The organism is Desulfovibrio simplex, from assembly GCF_055387835.1.
Genome location: NZ_AP042377.1, coordinates 2,721,068 through 2,737,920, shown reverse-complemented (window position 1 = coordinate 2,737,920; position 16,853 = coordinate 2,721,068). Strand labels below are relative to the sequence as shown.

At 57.2% G+C, this 16,853-nt stretch carries 8 protein-coding genes; 1 reads left to right on the top strand and 7 read right to left on the bottom strand.

Annotation, left to right across the window (positions count from 1 at the left end; all coding sequences use genetic code 11):
- Positions 1–31: 31 nt before the first annotated feature.
- The 7 genes from ACZ5DH_RS11330 to nifJ form a co-directional block, all read right to left on the bottom strand.
- Complete coding sequence (locus ACZ5DH_RS11330) at positions 32–1,450, bottom strand: insecticidal delta-endotoxin Cry8Ea1 family protein (protein ID WP_464254379.1); 1,419 nt, start codon at positions 1,448–1,450, stop codon at positions 32–34.
- A gap of 41 nt (positions 1,451–1,491) precedes the next feature.
- Positions 1,492–3,558: an autotransporter domain-containing protein gene (locus tag ACZ5DH_RS11325; protein WP_464254378.1), complete on the bottom strand. Its 2,067-nt coding sequence runs from the start codon at positions 3,556–3,558 to the stop codon at positions 1,492–1,494.
- Between the two features lie 131 nt (positions 3,559–3,689).
- Positions 3,690–5,162, bottom strand: a complete 1,473-nt coding sequence (locus tag ACZ5DH_RS11320) for a helix-turn-helix transcriptional regulator (RefSeq protein WP_464254377.1) — start codon at positions 5,160–5,162, stop codon at positions 3,690–3,692.
- 135 nt (positions 5,163–5,297) lie between these two features.
- Positions 5,298–6,458, bottom strand: coding sequence for a benzoate/H(+) symporter BenE family transporter (locus ACZ5DH_RS11315; RefSeq protein ID WP_464254376.1), 1,161 nt, complete (start codon positions 6,456–6,458; stop codon positions 5,298–5,300).
- 569 nt (positions 6,459–7,027) lie between these two features.
- On the bottom strand, positions 7,028–8,239 hold the full coding sequence (locus ACZ5DH_RS11310; RefSeq protein WP_464254375.1) for an acetate kinase: 1,212 nt from the start codon (positions 8,237–8,239) through the stop codon (positions 7,028–7,030).
- Positions 8,240–8,309: 70 nt separating this feature from the next.
- On the bottom strand, positions 8,310–10,421 hold the full coding sequence (gene pta / locus ACZ5DH_RS11305) for a phosphate acetyltransferase (RefSeq protein WP_464254374.1): 2,112 nt from the start codon (positions 10,419–10,421) through the stop codon (positions 8,310–8,312).
- Between the two features lie 163 nt (positions 10,422–10,584).
- On the bottom strand, positions 10,585–14,133 hold the full coding sequence (gene nifJ / locus ACZ5DH_RS11300) for a pyruvate:ferredoxin (flavodoxin) oxidoreductase (protein ID WP_464254373.1): 3,549 nt from the start codon (positions 14,131–14,133) through the stop codon (positions 10,585–10,587).
- Positions 14,134–15,008: 875 nt separating this feature from the next.
- On the opposite strand from nifJ, the gene ACZ5DH_RS11295 reads away from it, so the two are divergent.
- Positions 15,009–16,766: a methyl-accepting chemotaxis protein gene (locus tag ACZ5DH_RS11295; RefSeq protein ID WP_464254372.1), complete on the top strand. Its 1,758-nt coding sequence runs from the start codon at positions 15,009–15,011 to the stop codon at positions 16,764–16,766.
- Positions 16,767–16,853 lie beyond the last annotated feature (87 nt).

Sequence of the window (16,853 nt, the reverse complement as noted above, 5' to 3'; positions counted from 1 at the left end):
GCGATGGTTACATAGCGGGAAAAAATTACATTTAAGTTTTATTCATAATCGTATTCCAATATTCTTCACGGAGCGAATCCCATTTATTTTCACTTCTCGATCTGCCAATACGCTGTATAACTTCATTGTTACAATCTACACTGGCAAATCTTGCAAGTTGAACATTATCTAAAATATTCGGAGATGAAATGAACATGATGCGTGATAAATTATGGTCTAACCCAGCATGTTGCTTATTATATTTAAACCCGAATATGGCACAGTCAGCACAGTGATAAAATGAACTCCACGAAACAACATATATACTTGATAATATTTCATCTTCATAATCGAATACATAGTCATCGCCGCCAGGATAATTTCCTCCCAGCTTATGTGAAACTGAACCATCCAAAAAAGTGAAGATTACTGCGTTGACTATATCTCCGGCTTTTGCAGTAACCTTGACAACAGGATTCGTGCTTACATCAAACACGCCGCCATGAGGGGGTGCACAAGTACTTGTGCTGCGAAATCCCATCACAGCCGTTTCAGTTTTGCCATTTGGCCCTCCGTTTTTCGGGTACTTCACTTGAAAGGCGTTGACACGATCCCCTCCCCATACGGTAATTTTTGAAATCGGAAGGGTTGGCGGGATATCAGGCAGTGCGAATTGGCTTTTTCCAATTGGATCACCAATAGCATCAGAGTATATTTCACGATCTAAATAAACGCTAACAGGGTTAGGATATTTGCTCGGATCGTAATATTTCCACATATCTTTGAAATCCAAAACTGAAAGTGTCATTTCACGTACAAATTTATTAATAGCATTAAAATTATTTGCTCTTACTTTTTTGCTTGGGGCGCGTTTTATGGCGTCAACTAACCCTTCGCTATAAATTCGTTCGGCATACTCAATATATTCATTAATTATTTTGCTAAGTTGCTTTTTTGTGTCTTCAATAATTTCAATATTCCATCCCCAATTTTTTCCATAAAGTATCCCATCACGCATGAGTGTTATTTGCATATTGGCAAATTGTACAAATAGCGGAAGCAAAAGAAGTTCATATTCTTTTGCTTGAAAGTGTGGACGCTGTTGCAAAAATAGTCCAAAAGCAACATTGTATTTTTCTGAAATATATGTGTTTATCTTTGCATTTTTTACAGCTTTTAAATATTCGTCAATATTGTTTTTCAGCCCTTCTAAATCTTGTTGTACCTGCGCATAAACAAGATTACTAATTTTTTTGTCAACCAGCTCTTCAACCTTACCCTCTATTTCACCCCAAATATCGACATCAGGATCACCCCAAAAGATATATGTTAATCCTGAAAGAATACTGCCAATATAAGGAATTTCCCCGCAAGCCGTTGCAACTAATACTCTTGCAGCATTATTGTAATCAAAATTTGACGATCTGTTTGTTCTATGATTTGGCAGATTCATAGTATCGTGGTATTTCATAAGTGTCTCTCATGGTTGAAGGTAAATGACGCTATAGTTGCCTAAAACTCCCACTTCGCCTGCAGGCTGCCGGTCACGCCCTCTCTTTTGCCCACATAGCCCTGCACGCCAAGGTCAAAGGACAAGGGCAGCGTTTGCGAAGGCGTGAAGGTCAGCCCCAGTTCGCCTATGCCGGTATCGCCGCGCAGGGACGGAGCTTTTATGTCATAGCCGTTGGTGGAGGCGCGGGCCTTGCCGTCGAACTCGTGTTCCCAGGCCGCGCCCACATAGGGGCTGACGTACTCGTTCACCGCATAGGCGAAGCGCGAGCCGAAGCGCAGACGGCTGGAATACACGTCATCAAAATCGATGGGGTCGCCGGTGGACACTGTAATGGAATCGCCAGTCTGCCGCGTCCAGAAGTATTTGCCGTACAGGTCGAGAGAAGCCTTGTCCGTAATGTTCCAGATGTAGCCGGTTCCCAGATGCAGGCCGCAATAGGCGGAAGTGGAATCGTAGGAGGCCTCGCGCCCGCTGGCATCGCGCAGGTCGGAACTTTCGTAATTATTGTATATAGTTCCCGCGCGACCGGAGGCTTCGGCATAAAAATGGCCGGAGCCGGTATTGATGAAGTCCATACGGCCAAGAATGCCGCCGCCGAGGTAGTGCGTGTTGCCGTTGCCGTCCACGGAGGCGGCATTGGAAAAGGAATTGTAGGTATTGTACGAGCCGTTGCCGTACTCGAAAAACGCGCCGAAAGTCAGCCTGCCGGGGGTGATGTCCGTTCCCAGGGCCAGACCGGCCAGCAGTGAAAGACTGTGCATGTCCACATGCGAGCCGGAGTTGTACCGGACGGAACCGCCGGAAAGCGCGCCGAATCCGGCAAGAGGCACGCCTCCCCCTCCCCCGGCAGCGCCGCTCTTTGCCGCTGAAACGGCTGAAGTCATGCCTTGTCCGGCGGCCACGTCAGCCCCTTGCGTGACCAGACCCATGCCGCCGAGAAAGCCTTCGGAAAGCGCCTTGGCCTGTTCGTTCACGGTGGGGCCGGTGCTGGAGACGGCGGCAAGCAGCTTGTTGTTGTCAGTAAGGATATCGAACGTGTATTTCAGCGTCACGCCCTGCATCCCCTGCCCGTTGGCTGTGGTGTTGGCCGGAGTGCCGGTGAGCGTAGCCGCGTCAATAAGCGTTACCGTGTCGCCCGCCTTCAGCGGAGAAGAGGCTCCTTCAATGCCCACGTTGACCGTGGCCCCGGTGAGAGTGGCCGTGCCGCCCACTCTCAGCATGGTATCGTTAGCGGCCAGAGTGGAGGGCAGGTAGAAGTTAAGGTTCTGGAAGCCCCCCAGGTTACCGCCGATGTTTTGCCCGGCGCCTCTCAACTCCAGGGTGTTGCCTGTGCCTATCGGGAGCAATCCAAACCTGCTGCCTCCATAAACGTTCCCGTTCACGATAGCGCCGGAATGGAAAATGACGGTATTATTGTCCGCAGTGGCGCCCGCACCGCTGGAGAGAAAACCGCCATAAACGTCCAGCGCCGTAGCGCCCGGCTTAAGAATGACGGTATTGCCCGAAGCACTGCCCGCGTCTTCGGCCCAGCCGCCATAAACGTTCAGCGCCGTAGCGCCGGAGTTCAGGATGACGGTATTGCCCGAAGCACTGCCCGCGTCTTCGGCCCAGCCGCCATAAACGTTCAGCGCCGTAGCGCCGGAGTTCAGGATGACGGTATTGCCAGTGGCGGAGCCTCCATTGGTGGCAACGCCGCCGAAAACGCCAAAATTCACAGTTGCGCCGGAGTTCAGGGTGACGGTGTTCCCCGTGGACCCCCCCGAGGTGTTGTATCCGCCGAAGACGAAGTCCGGGGAAGTTGCTGAAAAGGGGTCATCCACCGTAACCCGGTTGTTATTTGAGGCGTCGGTAGGGGCGAGGGTATTGGAGTAGCCTATAGAGCTTATGGATATCGGATTCAGCGAGTCACCGGGGTAGGTGACGGTTTCGTTATCCGCCAAGGCGGATGCAACAGGCAGAGTAAGCAGCAATACGCTCAAAAGGCCGTACCGCGAAATCAGACGAAGCAGGCGGGAAATGGGCAGAGCAAACGTGCCGGCATGGAACAGGGAGCGGAGCATGGGCATGAACATGAACCTCCGGGGAACAAGTTAATAAATTTTCTATTGTTGCCCATAAAAAATAAAAAAGGGCAATAGGTAAGAAATTACCTGTTGCCCTTTACCGTCTAATTTTGTTGGCTAAAAAATATTAAAAATTATGGCTGCATTTCATTCCATTTCTGTATGGCCTGTGCCCGGTTCTTCACCTCAAGTTTGGCGTAGGCACGGCTCAGGGTATTGCCCACCGTGGAAAGGGCAAGCCCCATCTCCTCGGCTATGGCCGCATTGCTCTTGCCCTGCACGGCCAAGGCCATCATGTCCCTTTCCCGAGCGGTCAGCGGCAGTTCGGTCAGGGGGCGGCGTTGTCTGGTCAAGGCGCGGTATTCATCTTCATGACAGTCAGGCACGGGCAGAGGGAAAACACGGCGCAAAAGCCGCATGCCCGCCATATACAGCGCCAGCAGCGCCAGCATATAGATAAAGGGGGATGCGCCAGGATCGGGCAGCCCTGCCCTGGCAAGCAGCATGCCGGGTATGGCGATGCCCGAACAGAGCCATACGGAAGAAGCGGTCAGGGCCGGATGCGCGCCGGTTATGGAGAAACGCCCGCACACCAGGGTTCCGCCGAATACCAGCGTCTGGTGGGCAATGCTGCACGCGAGAAATATGGCCTGATACCACGGAGACTCGGGCGAAAACACTGTCAGCAATGGGCTGGCGGTAAAGGTCAATGCGGCGGCGGCCAGCAGATATAAGAGCACCCTGTCGCCCATACGGCTGCAGAGCAGCCCCATGAGCGGAAAAAACAGCATCAGGCCAAGGTGCATGTATTCCGGAAACATGCCGTGCGCCCGCAGTCGGGCAAAGAAAAGATAGCCCAACAGGCCGTTGAGAAAGAAGCACAGCGCCAGAGGCGGCAGCAAATACCGGAGGCGTGGAGTAAAGGAAGCTGGCGGTGTTATGCTCTCGGCAGCGGGCCGCGCCGCGCGGTCGGGGGCGGCGGAATCCCTCTGGGAGAGCAGCCGTGCGGCCACAACGGCAAAACAGATTCCAAATATGCTGCGGACGCTGTTCATAAAGGGCAGATAGCTGTTCACCGTCACGCCCGAGGCTGTGACGGTGACGGCTTCCGGGCTGTGCACCAGGGGAGTGAGCAAGGCCCAGCACAAATGACCCACGCCTACGGCCAGGCCAAAAAAAAGCCCGTGGGAACGGGCCGGAACATGCTGGAAAAAAAGGCGGAACGCCACGGGTACAAATAAGGCCCAAAGAAAAGGCTGCAAGGTATTGAGAACCCTGTTGCCACGAAAAGCTTCTTCTGTCAGCGCGGGCGAAACAAGACAGAACAGTGAAGTAAACATCAGTATGGCGGGCACGCCGATGCGCAGAAAACCACGGGCCGCTGCGCTGCGCGCCATGCGCTGCTCCAGCGCGTCCAGCGCCAGGGCGGAGCAGAGCAGCCCCAGATAATACGCGATGACAGACAGGCCAAACTGCTCGGGCGCCACGCCGCGCACCTGATAGAAAACAGAAGAAATATTGTGCGTGGCAAAAAACAACACAAGGGCAAGCAGACCTATAAGTTGATTTTTATTTAGCAATATTGAGTTGTTATGGCTCTGAGGCATGGCACTCCGTATTGTCTGGGAGGGGTGAAGATTTACCCGATTGTGTATCTGCGTTGTTTGGGCAAAGAGGCTTCATGCGACAGTCAGCTTACTACTGTATGTGAACCTGTTTAGTGTGGCGATTATATAAGATGTCTATTTTTTCAAGATGAAATAGGCCAGACTTCCGAAAGCCAGCCCCCAGAAGGGCGCGCCCAGGCCGAGAAACTCCATGCCCGAGGCCGTTGCCAGAAAGGCGATGATTCCCGCGTCCATGTTGTCGCTGTCCTTGAAGACGCCGTAAAGCCCCGTTGCGAACGCGCTCATGAGGGCAAGGCCCGCCAGAACGGCAATGAACACGGCGGGCAGCGCCGCGAAAAGCGACGTCAGCGCCGTGCCGGACAAACCCACAAGTACGTACAGGCCGCCGCAGACCAGGCCCGCGATGTAGCGGCGTGAGGGGTCCTCATGCGATTCTTTTCCGGTACAGATGGCGGCGGTGAGGGACGAAAGGTTGATGGCGTGGGAGCCGAAGGGCGCCAGCAGCAGGGACGTGATGCCCGTCACGGTCATGATGCCGTTGGAAATCACCGGATAACCCGAGGCATGAAGCACGGCCATGCCCGAGATATACTGGCCTGTCAGCGTCACAAGGGCCAGCGGCAGCCCTATGCTGACAATGGCGGCGGCTGACCACTCCGGCGCGGTGAACACAGGCTTTGCCAGTGCAAAGTGCACGGTGTCCACGTGCATCATTCCGGTCAGCGCGGCGATGACCGTGCCGCACACCAGAACAGCGGCAATGGCGTACCGGGGGCATACCCTGCGAAACAGCATAAAACAGAGCAGCATGGACAGGCCAAGCAGCGGCGATGCCGCAACGGACGTGAAGACCTTTGCCCCGAAGCTGAACAGGATTCCGGCGAACATGCCCGAACTGACGGCAATGGGTATGCGCCGCATGATGACGTCCAGGGTGCCGGTAAGGCCGATGACGGTGATGATGGCGGCGCTGGCGATGTACGCGCCCACGGCCTGCGCAAAGGGCACGCCCGGCAGCATGGTGATGAGCAGGGCCGCGCCCGGGGTTGACCATGCCGTGATGACGGGAATGCGCATCCTCAAACTGAGCAGTATGCCTGAGAGCCCGCTGCCGATGGACACTGCCCATATCCACGATGTGGTCAGTTCGTCTGAAAGCCCCGCCAGCCGGGCTGCCTGAAAAATAAGCACCGCGGAACCCGCGTAGGACACGATAACCGCCAGCATGCCTGCCACGGCGGCGGTGGTGGAAAAGTCCCTGTGCAATCGTCTCATCTGGTTCTCCCGGCACGCGGGCGCTGAGCCTGCATCTTGGGCGCATTTTTCAGCGGTAAAAATTGTTCTGTAAATACGCGCTTGTGGGGGCGCTGTCCAGAAAGCCTGAATGCAGATATTTTTCCAGGAATATTCTGTGGGGGAGGAGACCCTTTTGTAAAAGGGTCTCCTCCCCCACATCCCCTCATCCTAGAGCAGGTTAACTTTGAAATGCTTCACATTTCAAAGTTTTCATTCAGCCGAAAAGTGCGATTTGCGGCTGAATCCACGCCATGTTATGGCGCACGGCACTTTCGTGCAGCGTTAGAGCATTTACACTTTTTCAAAGGTAAAATGCTCTATAGCATTTTCGCATTGAGAATATCCATTCTCAATGCTTCCAAGACGCCCGCTTCGGCGCGTACCTCGCGAGTGAACCTCGGTGCGCCTGACAAATGCGGCAAGGGCCGCCCTGTCGGGGTATCCAGCAAAAAAGGCCGCCCTTTTCGGGGCGGCCTTCAACATGTGGCGACCGAAGCGCTTCAAGTGGTCCGCTCCGGTACAGCGCGGGCGCTGCGGATGTGCGGGGATTATTTTTCCAGCACTTCCACAGTGGCCATGGCGATTTGCAGTTCTTCGTTGGTGGGGATGATGAGAACGGGCACAGAGCTGTCCGGCGTGGAGATGGTGCGCGCGCCGGGTTTGCGGGTGCCGTTTTCCCTGGCGTCGATCTTGATGCCCATGTGTTCGAGCCCGGCGCACACTCCGGCGCGCACGATGTCGTCATTTTCACCGATGCCGGCGGTAAAGACCAGCGCGTCCACCTTGCCGTCGAGCAGGAAGTAGTAGGAACCGAGAATCTTCTTGATGCTGCGCGTCAGCATATGCAGCGCCAGAGCCGCGCGTTCGTTGCCTTTTTCCACTTCGGCGTGCACGTCGCGCATGTCGGTGAAGCCGCACAGGCCCAGCAGGCCGGACTGCTTGTTCATGAGCGTGTCCATCTGCTCGGAGGTAAGGCCCTTCTTTTCCATCACAAAGGGCACGATGGCAGGGTCAATGCTGCCGCAGCGCGTGCCCATGATGAGGCCTTCCAGGGGGGTAAGGCCCATGCTGGTGTCGAAGCACTTGCCGTTTTTCACGCAGCTCATGGACGAACCGTTGCCAAGGTGCATGGTGATGGAACGCAGTTCGCTGAGGGGCTTGCCAAGATACTTGGCTGTGGCGCCGGCGATATACTTGTGCGAAGTGCCGTGAAAGCCGTAGCGGCGGATGCGCAGGTCTTCATACAGCTCGTAGGGCAGAGCGTACATGAAGGCTTCCCTGGGCATGCCCATGCCGAACTCGGTGTCGAACACGCCCACATTGGGCACGCCGGGAAAGAGCTTTTCAGCAACTTCAATGCCCATGAGGTTGGCGGGGTTGTGCAGGGGGCCAAGCACCGCGCATTCGCGCACGATTTCTTTCACGCGCTCGTCCACAAGCACCGGGTCGCTGACGGCCTCGCCGCCGTGCAGCACGCGGTGGCCGATGCCGGCGATTTCGCTCTTGTCCTTGATAACGCCTTTTTCAGCGTCGGTGAGGAGGGAGATGACCATCTCCATGGCCTGCACGTGGGTGGGAAAACGCGCCGTGCGGACAATCTTTTCTTCCTTGTCCGTGTCAGGGGCGATCTTGTGGGTCAGGCGGCCTTCATCCTGTCCGATGCGTTCGGCGAGGCCGGAGCAGAGGACGGCGTGGGTATCCATTTCCAGCAGTTGGTATTTGCAGGAGGAGGAGCCCGCATTGATGACCAGGATTTTCATGTGTCTTCCTTTTCTTGTTGGCAGTGCCGGTGGGCGGAGGGTTGGCCCCCGGCAGTAACACGGTTGGCGGCTATTGGCCCGTCACCTTTTTTTCGGCGGCGGCCTGAACAGCCGTAATGGCCACAGTATTTACAATGTCGGGCACGGTGCAGCCGCGCGACAGGTCATTCACAGGCTTGTTGAGACCCTGAAGCACGGGGCCGATGGCCACCGCGCCAGCCGCACGCTGCACGGCCTTGTAAGTATTGTTGCCCGTGTTGAGATCGGGGAAGATGAAAACGGTCGCCTTGCCGGCCACCTTGCTGTCGGGCATCTTGGTTTTGGCCACGCTGGGGTCGATGGCGGCATCGTATTGCAGGGGGCCTTCCAGCGCGAGTTCGGGGGCCATTCCCTTGGCGATGCGGGTGGCTTCCACCACTATGTCCACATCCGCGCCCTTGCCGGACGTGCCGGTAGAGTACGAAAGCATGGCCACACGGGGCTCTATGCCGAAAACCTCGGCCGTGTGGGCCGAAGCAATGGCGATTTCAGCCAGCTGCTGCGCCGTGGGATTGGGGTTGACGGCGCAGTCGCCGAAGACCAGCACGCGGTCCTTGAGGCACATGAGAAAAACCGAGGACACAACGGAGAAGCTGGGCTTGGTCTTCACAAACTCGAAGGCAGGGCGGATGGTGTGGGCCGTGGTGTTGATCGCGCCGGAAACCATGCCGTCGGCATCGTCGAGCTTGACCATCATGGTGGCGTAATAGGTGGCGTCCGCCATGGTGTCGCGGGCCTGTTCGGGCGTGATGCCCTTTTTCTTGCGCAGTTCGTAGTAGGTGTTGACGTATTCTTCGAACTTTTCGGATTTGATGGGATCGATAAGGGTGGCCTTGTCGATGTCCAGACCCAGAATCTTGGCCTTGGCGCGTATTTCGTCCACATCGCCCAGCAGGGTGATCTGGGCCACGTCGCGGCGCAGCAGGATGTCGGTGGCTTGGAGGATGCGTTCTTCAGTGCCCTCGGCCAGAACGATGCGCATTCTGTTGGCCTTGGCGCGTTCGATAAGTTCGAACTCGAACATCATGGGGGTGATGCGCGCGCTGCGTTTGCTCACAATGCGGCTGGCGATCTCCTTGCCATTGACGTGCTGTTCAAAAAGGCCCAGCACGGTGTTGATTTTGCGGACATTGCCGGGCTCGATGGGAGCGATGAGTTCCTGCAGGGCCAGCATGGTATTGTAGGTGTGGCCCTTGGTCAGCAGGATGGGCAGGGGAGAGGCCGTCCAACCTTCAATAAATTTGCAGACTTCCTCGGCCGGGCGGATGCCGCCGGTGAGCAGCACGCCCGCGATGTCCGGCGTGGAGGAGGTGAGGCGCGAGGCAATGGCGGCAAGCAGCACGTCGGCGCGGTCGCCGGGGGTCACGATAAGCTGGTCCTTGGCGATGTAGGGCAGCACGTTGTTCACGTGCATGGCCGCGATGAGGTAGTCGTCCACCAGGGCGTCCAGACGGTTCGCGCCAAACAGCACTTCCGCGTCCAGGCCCTTTTTCACGTCGCCCATGGTGGGCTGGCCGATGGTGGGCTCGTTGGGCACGGCGTAGATGAGGGCCTTGCGATCGTCTGTGCTGAAATGGGAGCGCAGTTCGTCAAGCTCGGTCTGGGTGAGGTTGCGGCGGTTGATGATGGTGGCCACCACATCCAGTGAAAAAGGCGCAAGGCTGTCCATGGTGATCTGGAGAGACTCGCGGATGTCTTCCGCCGTGGCTTTTTGCCCGCTGGTCACAAGAATGACGGGCGTGCCCAGGTTGGCGGCGATTTCGGCATTGAGGTCGAACTCGAACAGCGGGTCCTTGGCCAGAAAGTCCGTACCCACGCAGAGAACAAAGTCAAAGGTTTCCAGCAGTTTTTTATACTTCTGAATAATGTTCTCAATGAGCAGGTTGCGCGAGCCCTGGTTGATGATCTGGCGCGCTTCACGCTGGGTGTAGGCGAAGGTGTCGGCATAATCCATCTTGATCTTGAAGTATTCGAGCATCAGATGGATGTCCGGGTCACGGTCGTCCCATACCGGCTCATTGATGATGGGGCGAAAGAACGCCACGTTGCGCATGCTGCGGCTGAGCAGCTGCATGGCCCCCAGAGCGATGGCGCTTTTGCCCGTCATGGGACCGGTGGCTGTGATATAGAGTCCGTTATACATATGCTTCCCCTGATTGTGCCGGGCAGGCTGGCAGGATGACGCGAAAAAGGGGCGCAGGCCATAAACCTGCGCCCCGGCCTATTGTTCAGTGGCATGACCGCGCCCGCCGCCTGGAGCCCATGGCGGAGCCTGGTGGCGGACGCGGCATTCATTTGTCAGGTCCCTACTTGCTTTCGCTGGCGATTTCGCTGGCGTCGGGGTAGGGCAGATCAGCCAGCTGTTTCAGCATGGCGTAGCGTTCGGCGTAGGCGGCAGCCAGATCCGCGCGCAAGGTCTTTGAAGCTTCCGGATCGGTCTTTTCCAGCGAGGCAAAGCGGGTTTCGCCGCCCAGGAATTCCTGGATGTCCACGCTGGGGGCCTTGCAGTCGAGCTGGAAGGGGTTTTTCTTTTCCTTGGCCAGTTCGGGGTTGTAGCGGTACAGGGGCCAGTAGCCGGTCTGCACGGCCAGCTTGGATTCTTCCTGGCTCTTGCCCATGCCCTTGCGCAGGCCCTGGTTGATGCAGGGAGCATAAGCGATGATGAGCGAGGGGCCCTTGTAGGCTTCGGCTTCGCGGAAGGCCTTGAGGGTCTGCTGCTTGTCGGCGCCCATAGAGATGGAAGCCACGTACACATAGCCGTAGGTCATGGCCATGCGGCCAAGGTCCTTTTTGCCGGTGCGCTTGCCAGCGGCGGCGAACTGCGCCACAGCGCCGAGCGGGGTGGCCTTGGAGGACTGACCGCCGGTGTTGGAGTACACTTCGGTATCCATCAGCAGGATGTTGATGTCGTCGCCGGTGGCCAGCACGTGGTCCAGACCGCCGTAACCGATGTCGTAACCCCAGCCGTCGCCGCCGAAGACCCACACGCTCTTCTTGGTGAAGAGGTCGTCCATGTGCCAGATTTCGTGGGCAAGGTGGCTTTCAAAGGAATCAAGGTTGGCGATAACCATGTCGCCGTACTTGCGGGAACCTTCGGCGTCGTCCTTGTTGGCCAGCCAGCCTTCCATGGCTTCTTTAAGCTCGGGGCTGATGCCTTCTTCCTTCAGGGCTTCTTCGATTTTCATGGCCAGCAGGTTGCGGCGCTGTTCGTAGGCAAGGCCCATGCCGCAGCCGTATTCGGCGGCGTCTTCGAACAGGGAGTTGCCCCAGGCCGGGCCAAAGCCTTCCTTGTTGGTGCAGTAAGGCGTGGTGGGCGAAGAAGCGCCCCAGATGGAGGAGCAGCCCGTGGCGTTGGCAACGATCATGCGTTCGCCGAAGAGCTGGGTGAGCACCTTGACATAGGGGGTTTCGCCGCAACCGGCGCACGCGCCGGAGAACTCGTGCAGGGGCTGCTGCAGCTGTGAACCCTTGACGGTGTCGCGAGCCAGCAGCTTGTCCTTGAGGGTCACGTGGGTTTCGGCAAACTCGAGGTTGACCTTCTGGTCGTCCATCTGGGTTTCCAGCGGCTTCATGACCAGGGCCTTGTTCTTGGCGGGGCACACGTCGGCGCAGGAGCCGCAGCCCAGGCAGTCCTCAGGGTAGACCTGGATGCGGAACTGCATACCCTTGAGTTCCTTGCCCATGGCGTCCTTGGTCACAAAGCTGGCCGGGGCGCCTTCCAGTTCTTCGGGAGTGGCCAGCACGGGGCGGATGGCCGCGTGGGGGCACACAAAGGAGCACTGGCAGCACTGGATGCAGTTTTCGACCTGCCATTCGGGAATGGCAATGGCCACGCCGCGCTTTTCGCAGGCGGCGGTGCCGAGGGGCATGAAACCGGCCGGATCCATGGCGGACACGGGCAGCTTGTCGCCCTGCTGGGCAAGAATGGGACGCACCACGCCGCGGATGTAGTCATCATCGTGGCAGTGGCACACTTCGGCGCCTTCGGTGGTCTTGGCCCAGCTGGCGGGGTACTTGATCTCTTCCAGGGCGTCCATGCCCTTGTCCACGGCGGCGATGTTCATGTTGACGATCTTGTCGCCCTTGCTGCCGTAGGTTTTCTTGATGGATTCCTTAAGCAGGGCCACGGCCTTTTCGAAGTCGAGCACGTTGGCCAGCTTGAAGAAGGCGGTCTGCATGATCATGTTGATGCGGCCGCCAAGGCCCACTTCCTGGGCCACCTTCACGGCGTCCACGTTGTAGAACTTGAGCTTCTTGCGGGCGATGGTGCGCTTCATTTCGGCGGGCAGGTGCTTTTCAAGGTCAGCCAGCGACCAGTTGGAGTTCAGCACAAAGGTGCCGCCTTCCTTGATGCCTTCAAGAATGTCGTACTGGGTCACATAGGCGGCCTTGTGACAGGCAACGTAGTCGGCCTTGGTGATGAGGTAGGACGACGTGATGGGGGCGGAGCCGAAGCGCAGGTGCGACACGGTGAAGCCGCCGGACTTCTTGGAGTCATAGGCAAAGTAGGCCTGGGCGTAGAGGTCGGTGTTGTCGCCGATGATCTTGATGGCCTGCTTGTTGGCGCCCACGGTGCCGTCGGCGCCGAGGCCGAAGAACTTGCACTGCACGGTACCGGCGGGCACGGTGTCGATTTCCTCGTCCACATCAAGGGAGAGGTTGGTGACGTCGTCGGTGATGCCCACGGTGAAGTGGTTTTTGGGCTGCAGGGCCAGCATGTTGTCATACACGGCCTTGGCCATGCCGGGGGTGAAGTCCTTGGAACCCAGGCCGTAGCGCCCGCCCACGATGGTGGGGGCTTCGCCCTTTTCGAGGAAGGCGGTGCAGATGTCCTGGTACAGGGGGTCGCCCAGAGCGCCGCTTTCCTTGGTGCGGTCAAGCACGGTGATGCAGGCGGTGGTGGCGGGCAGGGCGCGCAGCAGGTGCTCGGTGGAGAAGGGGCGGAACAGACGCACCTTCACAAGACCGACGCGCTGGCCCAGGTTGTTCAGGTAGTTGACCGTTTCTTCAGCCACTTCACAGGACGAACCCATGGAGATGATGATGCGGTCGGCTTCGGGGTGGCCCACGTAGTCGAACAGGCGGTATTTGCGGCCAGTGACGGACTCCACCTTCTTCATGTTTTCAATCACGATGCCGGGTACGGCGTCGTAGAAGAGGTTGGAAGCTTCACGGTTCTGGAAGTAAATGTCGGGGTTCTGGGCGGTGCCGCGAATGTGGGGATGCTCGGGATTCATGGCGGTGGAGCGGAATTCGGCCACCTTGTCCCAGTTCACCAGGCTGCGGATGTCTTCGTAGTCGATGGTTTCGATCTTCTGCACTTCGTGTGAGGTGCGGAAGCCGTCAAAGAAGTGGCAGAAGGGCAGGCTCGCGTCGATGGCCGACAGATGGGCGACCAGGGCCAGGTCCATACATTCCTGCACGGAAGCGGAGGCAAGAAAGCAGAAGCCCGTCTGACGGGCGGCCATGACGTCCTGATGGTCGCCAAAGATGGACAGGGCGTGGGAAGCCAGAGCGCGGGCCGACACGTGAAAAACGCCGGGGAGCAGCTCGCCGGCGATTTTGTACATGTTGGGGATCATGAGCAACAGGCCCTGAGAAGCCGTATAGGTAGAGGTCAGAGCACCGGCCGAAAGCATGCCGTGCACAGCGCCCGCGGCGCCTGCTTCAGACTGCATTTCACGAACGATCACTTTCTGGCCGAACAGGTTCTTCATGCCCTTGGCGGCCATCTGGTCCATGACTTCGCCCATGACGGACGAGGGCGTGATGGGGTAGATCGCCGCCGTTTCCGACAGAGCGTAGGCAATATGCGTTGTCGCGTTATTACCGTCCATGGTTTTCATATGAGCCATCTGTTCCTCCTTGGCGCCCTGGGGCGCGCAATATTTTTTCCAAATTTCAGCGTGGCCGGTTCGGCCTGGGGTAAAGCCCGCATTGCAAAGAGCTGCTCGGGGTGCGGTTTACTTTGGGAACATTAGGGGGTTTTTGAAATCACGCGTTTGATCAAATTTATAGTATCAAATCATGGGCGTCCATAAAAGATTATGGAGGCCCAGAAAGCGGCGGAAAAACCGCAGTTGCCGTTGCAATGTGTCCATAACACAGAGTTGGTTGTTTGAACAGTTAAATAGCGTGTCAGGGAAAAATTTTTTCGGCTGCGCAGGAGAGATTTTTTACCAGATATTCCCGGCACATCCCGAAATCCTGGTCGTGGAGGCTTTTTTTGACGAAAAAAATTACAAAAAAACATCGTCGCCGTTCGACGGCATCGGGCAAGCCCGGTGAACCGCGTCCACCTGGTTTGCTCTTGAATCATAGCATATATTTTTACTCTTTGCAGCCCCTGCTATTAGCATTTTACGCCTATTGCCGATAAAATGAACAACGCGCCTGAATGATGTGGTTGTTCTGCTATCCGGGCTCTGCGCCGTGCATGGCGGAGTGCCCGCGCGCCTTGCGAGGCGCGCAATCAGCGAAGATCCGGGAGTTGGGCCGCTTGACAAGCAAAAGTCCTCCCATTAGGTATCATTTTACAAAGTGCAAATAATAACTGATGCTCGGTGACGTAATATACAGGCAGGCTGAGAGCAACGCGTTCAGGCTTGCCGTGCTCTTTTTGATGGCCGGTTTTCCGGCGGCAGCATTTTATTGCCCAAATTTTGGCAGTGTTACGTACGATGGAGTGTATTACCCATGATTATAGCTAGTTAATATATAGAGAGGCACCATGTTTTGGAAAAACCTTTCAATCGGAAAAAAGCTGTGCTTTGGCTTCGGCATCAGCTTGGTGGGCATGATCTGCTTTGCCGTGGTTGCATGGAACGCCTCCAATGAAGTCATGACCATGGCCGACAGCGCGCTGCAAAAGCAGGGCAATGCCCTGGTTTTTGCCATGCGTGAGGCCGACCATCTGCACTGGAAGGAACGGGTAGGCAATTTTGTGGCCATGCCGCCTGCGGACGGCAAGCTCAATGTGCAGAAAGATGGCCATAAATGCCTTTTCGGCCAGTGGTTTTACAATGGCGGGCGGGAAGAGGTGGAGGCCATTTTGCCAGGCTCGGCCACCTATTTCAAACAGATGGAAGCCGCCCACCTGGACCTGCACAAGAGCGCTGCGGATATTGAGCGCATGGTGCAGGCCGGTGACCTTGAAAGGGCCCGGCAGCATTTCAACTCCATCACGCTGGGCAAATCGGCGGCGGTTGTGGAAACGCTCGCGCAGTTGCGCACCATGATGCTGCACGCCGCCGATGCAGACAAGGAAAGCTACAAACAGATCATGGCTCGTGAAAGATACGTGGTTGTTGTCCTGCTGCTGGCCGTGCTGGGATGTATGGTGATTTCCGGGGTGGCCATTACGCGCTCCATCCGCAACCCTTTGCGCGGGCTTGTGGACAAGTCCGCCGAAGTGGTGGCGGGCAATCTGGATGTGAACCTGCGCCTGCACCGCAAGGATGAAATCGGCGCGCTGTCGAGCGCGCTTGGTTCATTGTTGGACAGCCTGAAGCTCAAGCTGACCGAAAACCAGAAAAAGTCTGAAGAGGCTCAGGCCAGTGCCGACCACGCCCAGCGCGCCCTCAAGGATGCGGAGGAAAAAGAGTCCCGCATTGCCGCGCTGCTGGAAAGTATGAACGCCATAGCCGTTCAGGCCGACGCCATTGCCGGAGACCTGGCCGAGCATTCCACCACCCTGGCCAGACGGGTGGAGACTGTCTACAAGGGCAGCGAAGACCAGCACAGTCTCATGCGCGGCAGCCTTGATGATCTGGAGCAGCTGGCAACGGCGGCCAGCGAAATTGCCGTCAACGCGGAGCATTCGGCCCACGGGGCGCGCAGTTCAAAGGAGTATGCCGGAAGCGGCGTGGATGTGGTGACCCGTTGCGCCCAGGCCATCAGCCGGGTCAACGACCTCGCGTCCAAGCAGAACGGGCAGATAGCCGAACTGGGCGAGATGGCCCAGGGGATTACCGGCATCATGAGCGTTATTACCGACATTGCCGACCAGACCAACCTGCTGGCTCTTAACGCCGCCATTGAGGCGGCCAGGGCCGGCGAGGCCGGGCGCGGCTTTTCAGTGGTTGCCGATGAAGTGAGAAAGCTGGCGGAAAAAACGGTTGCCGCCACTCAGGCCGTGGGAGCCAAGATCACCGGCATTCAGGAATCCATCCATGCCAGCGTTGCCTTTATGGGGCAGACCAGCGAGGCCGTGCACGAGTCCAATGACCTTGCGCAGCAGTCGGGGGAAGCGCTTACGCAGATTCTGGATCTGGCCGCCTCCAATGTGGAGAACGCCGCAGGCATGGCCGTGGCCGCGCAGCAGCAGAGCGACACTGTGGTGCATGTGACGCAGGGCATGAAGAACGTGCAGGACATTGCCGAGTCCAGCCGCGCTGCCATGGGTGAAGCCGACCACCAGGTGCGGGCGGTGGCCAAGATGGCTACTGAACTACGGGAGCTTATCGACAGGCTGAAAAACAGGAATTAGAGCATGTTAACTTTGAAAAAGTGTAAATGCTCTGACGCTGCACGAAAGTGCAGCGCGCCACAATGTGGCGTGGATTCAGCCGAGCTT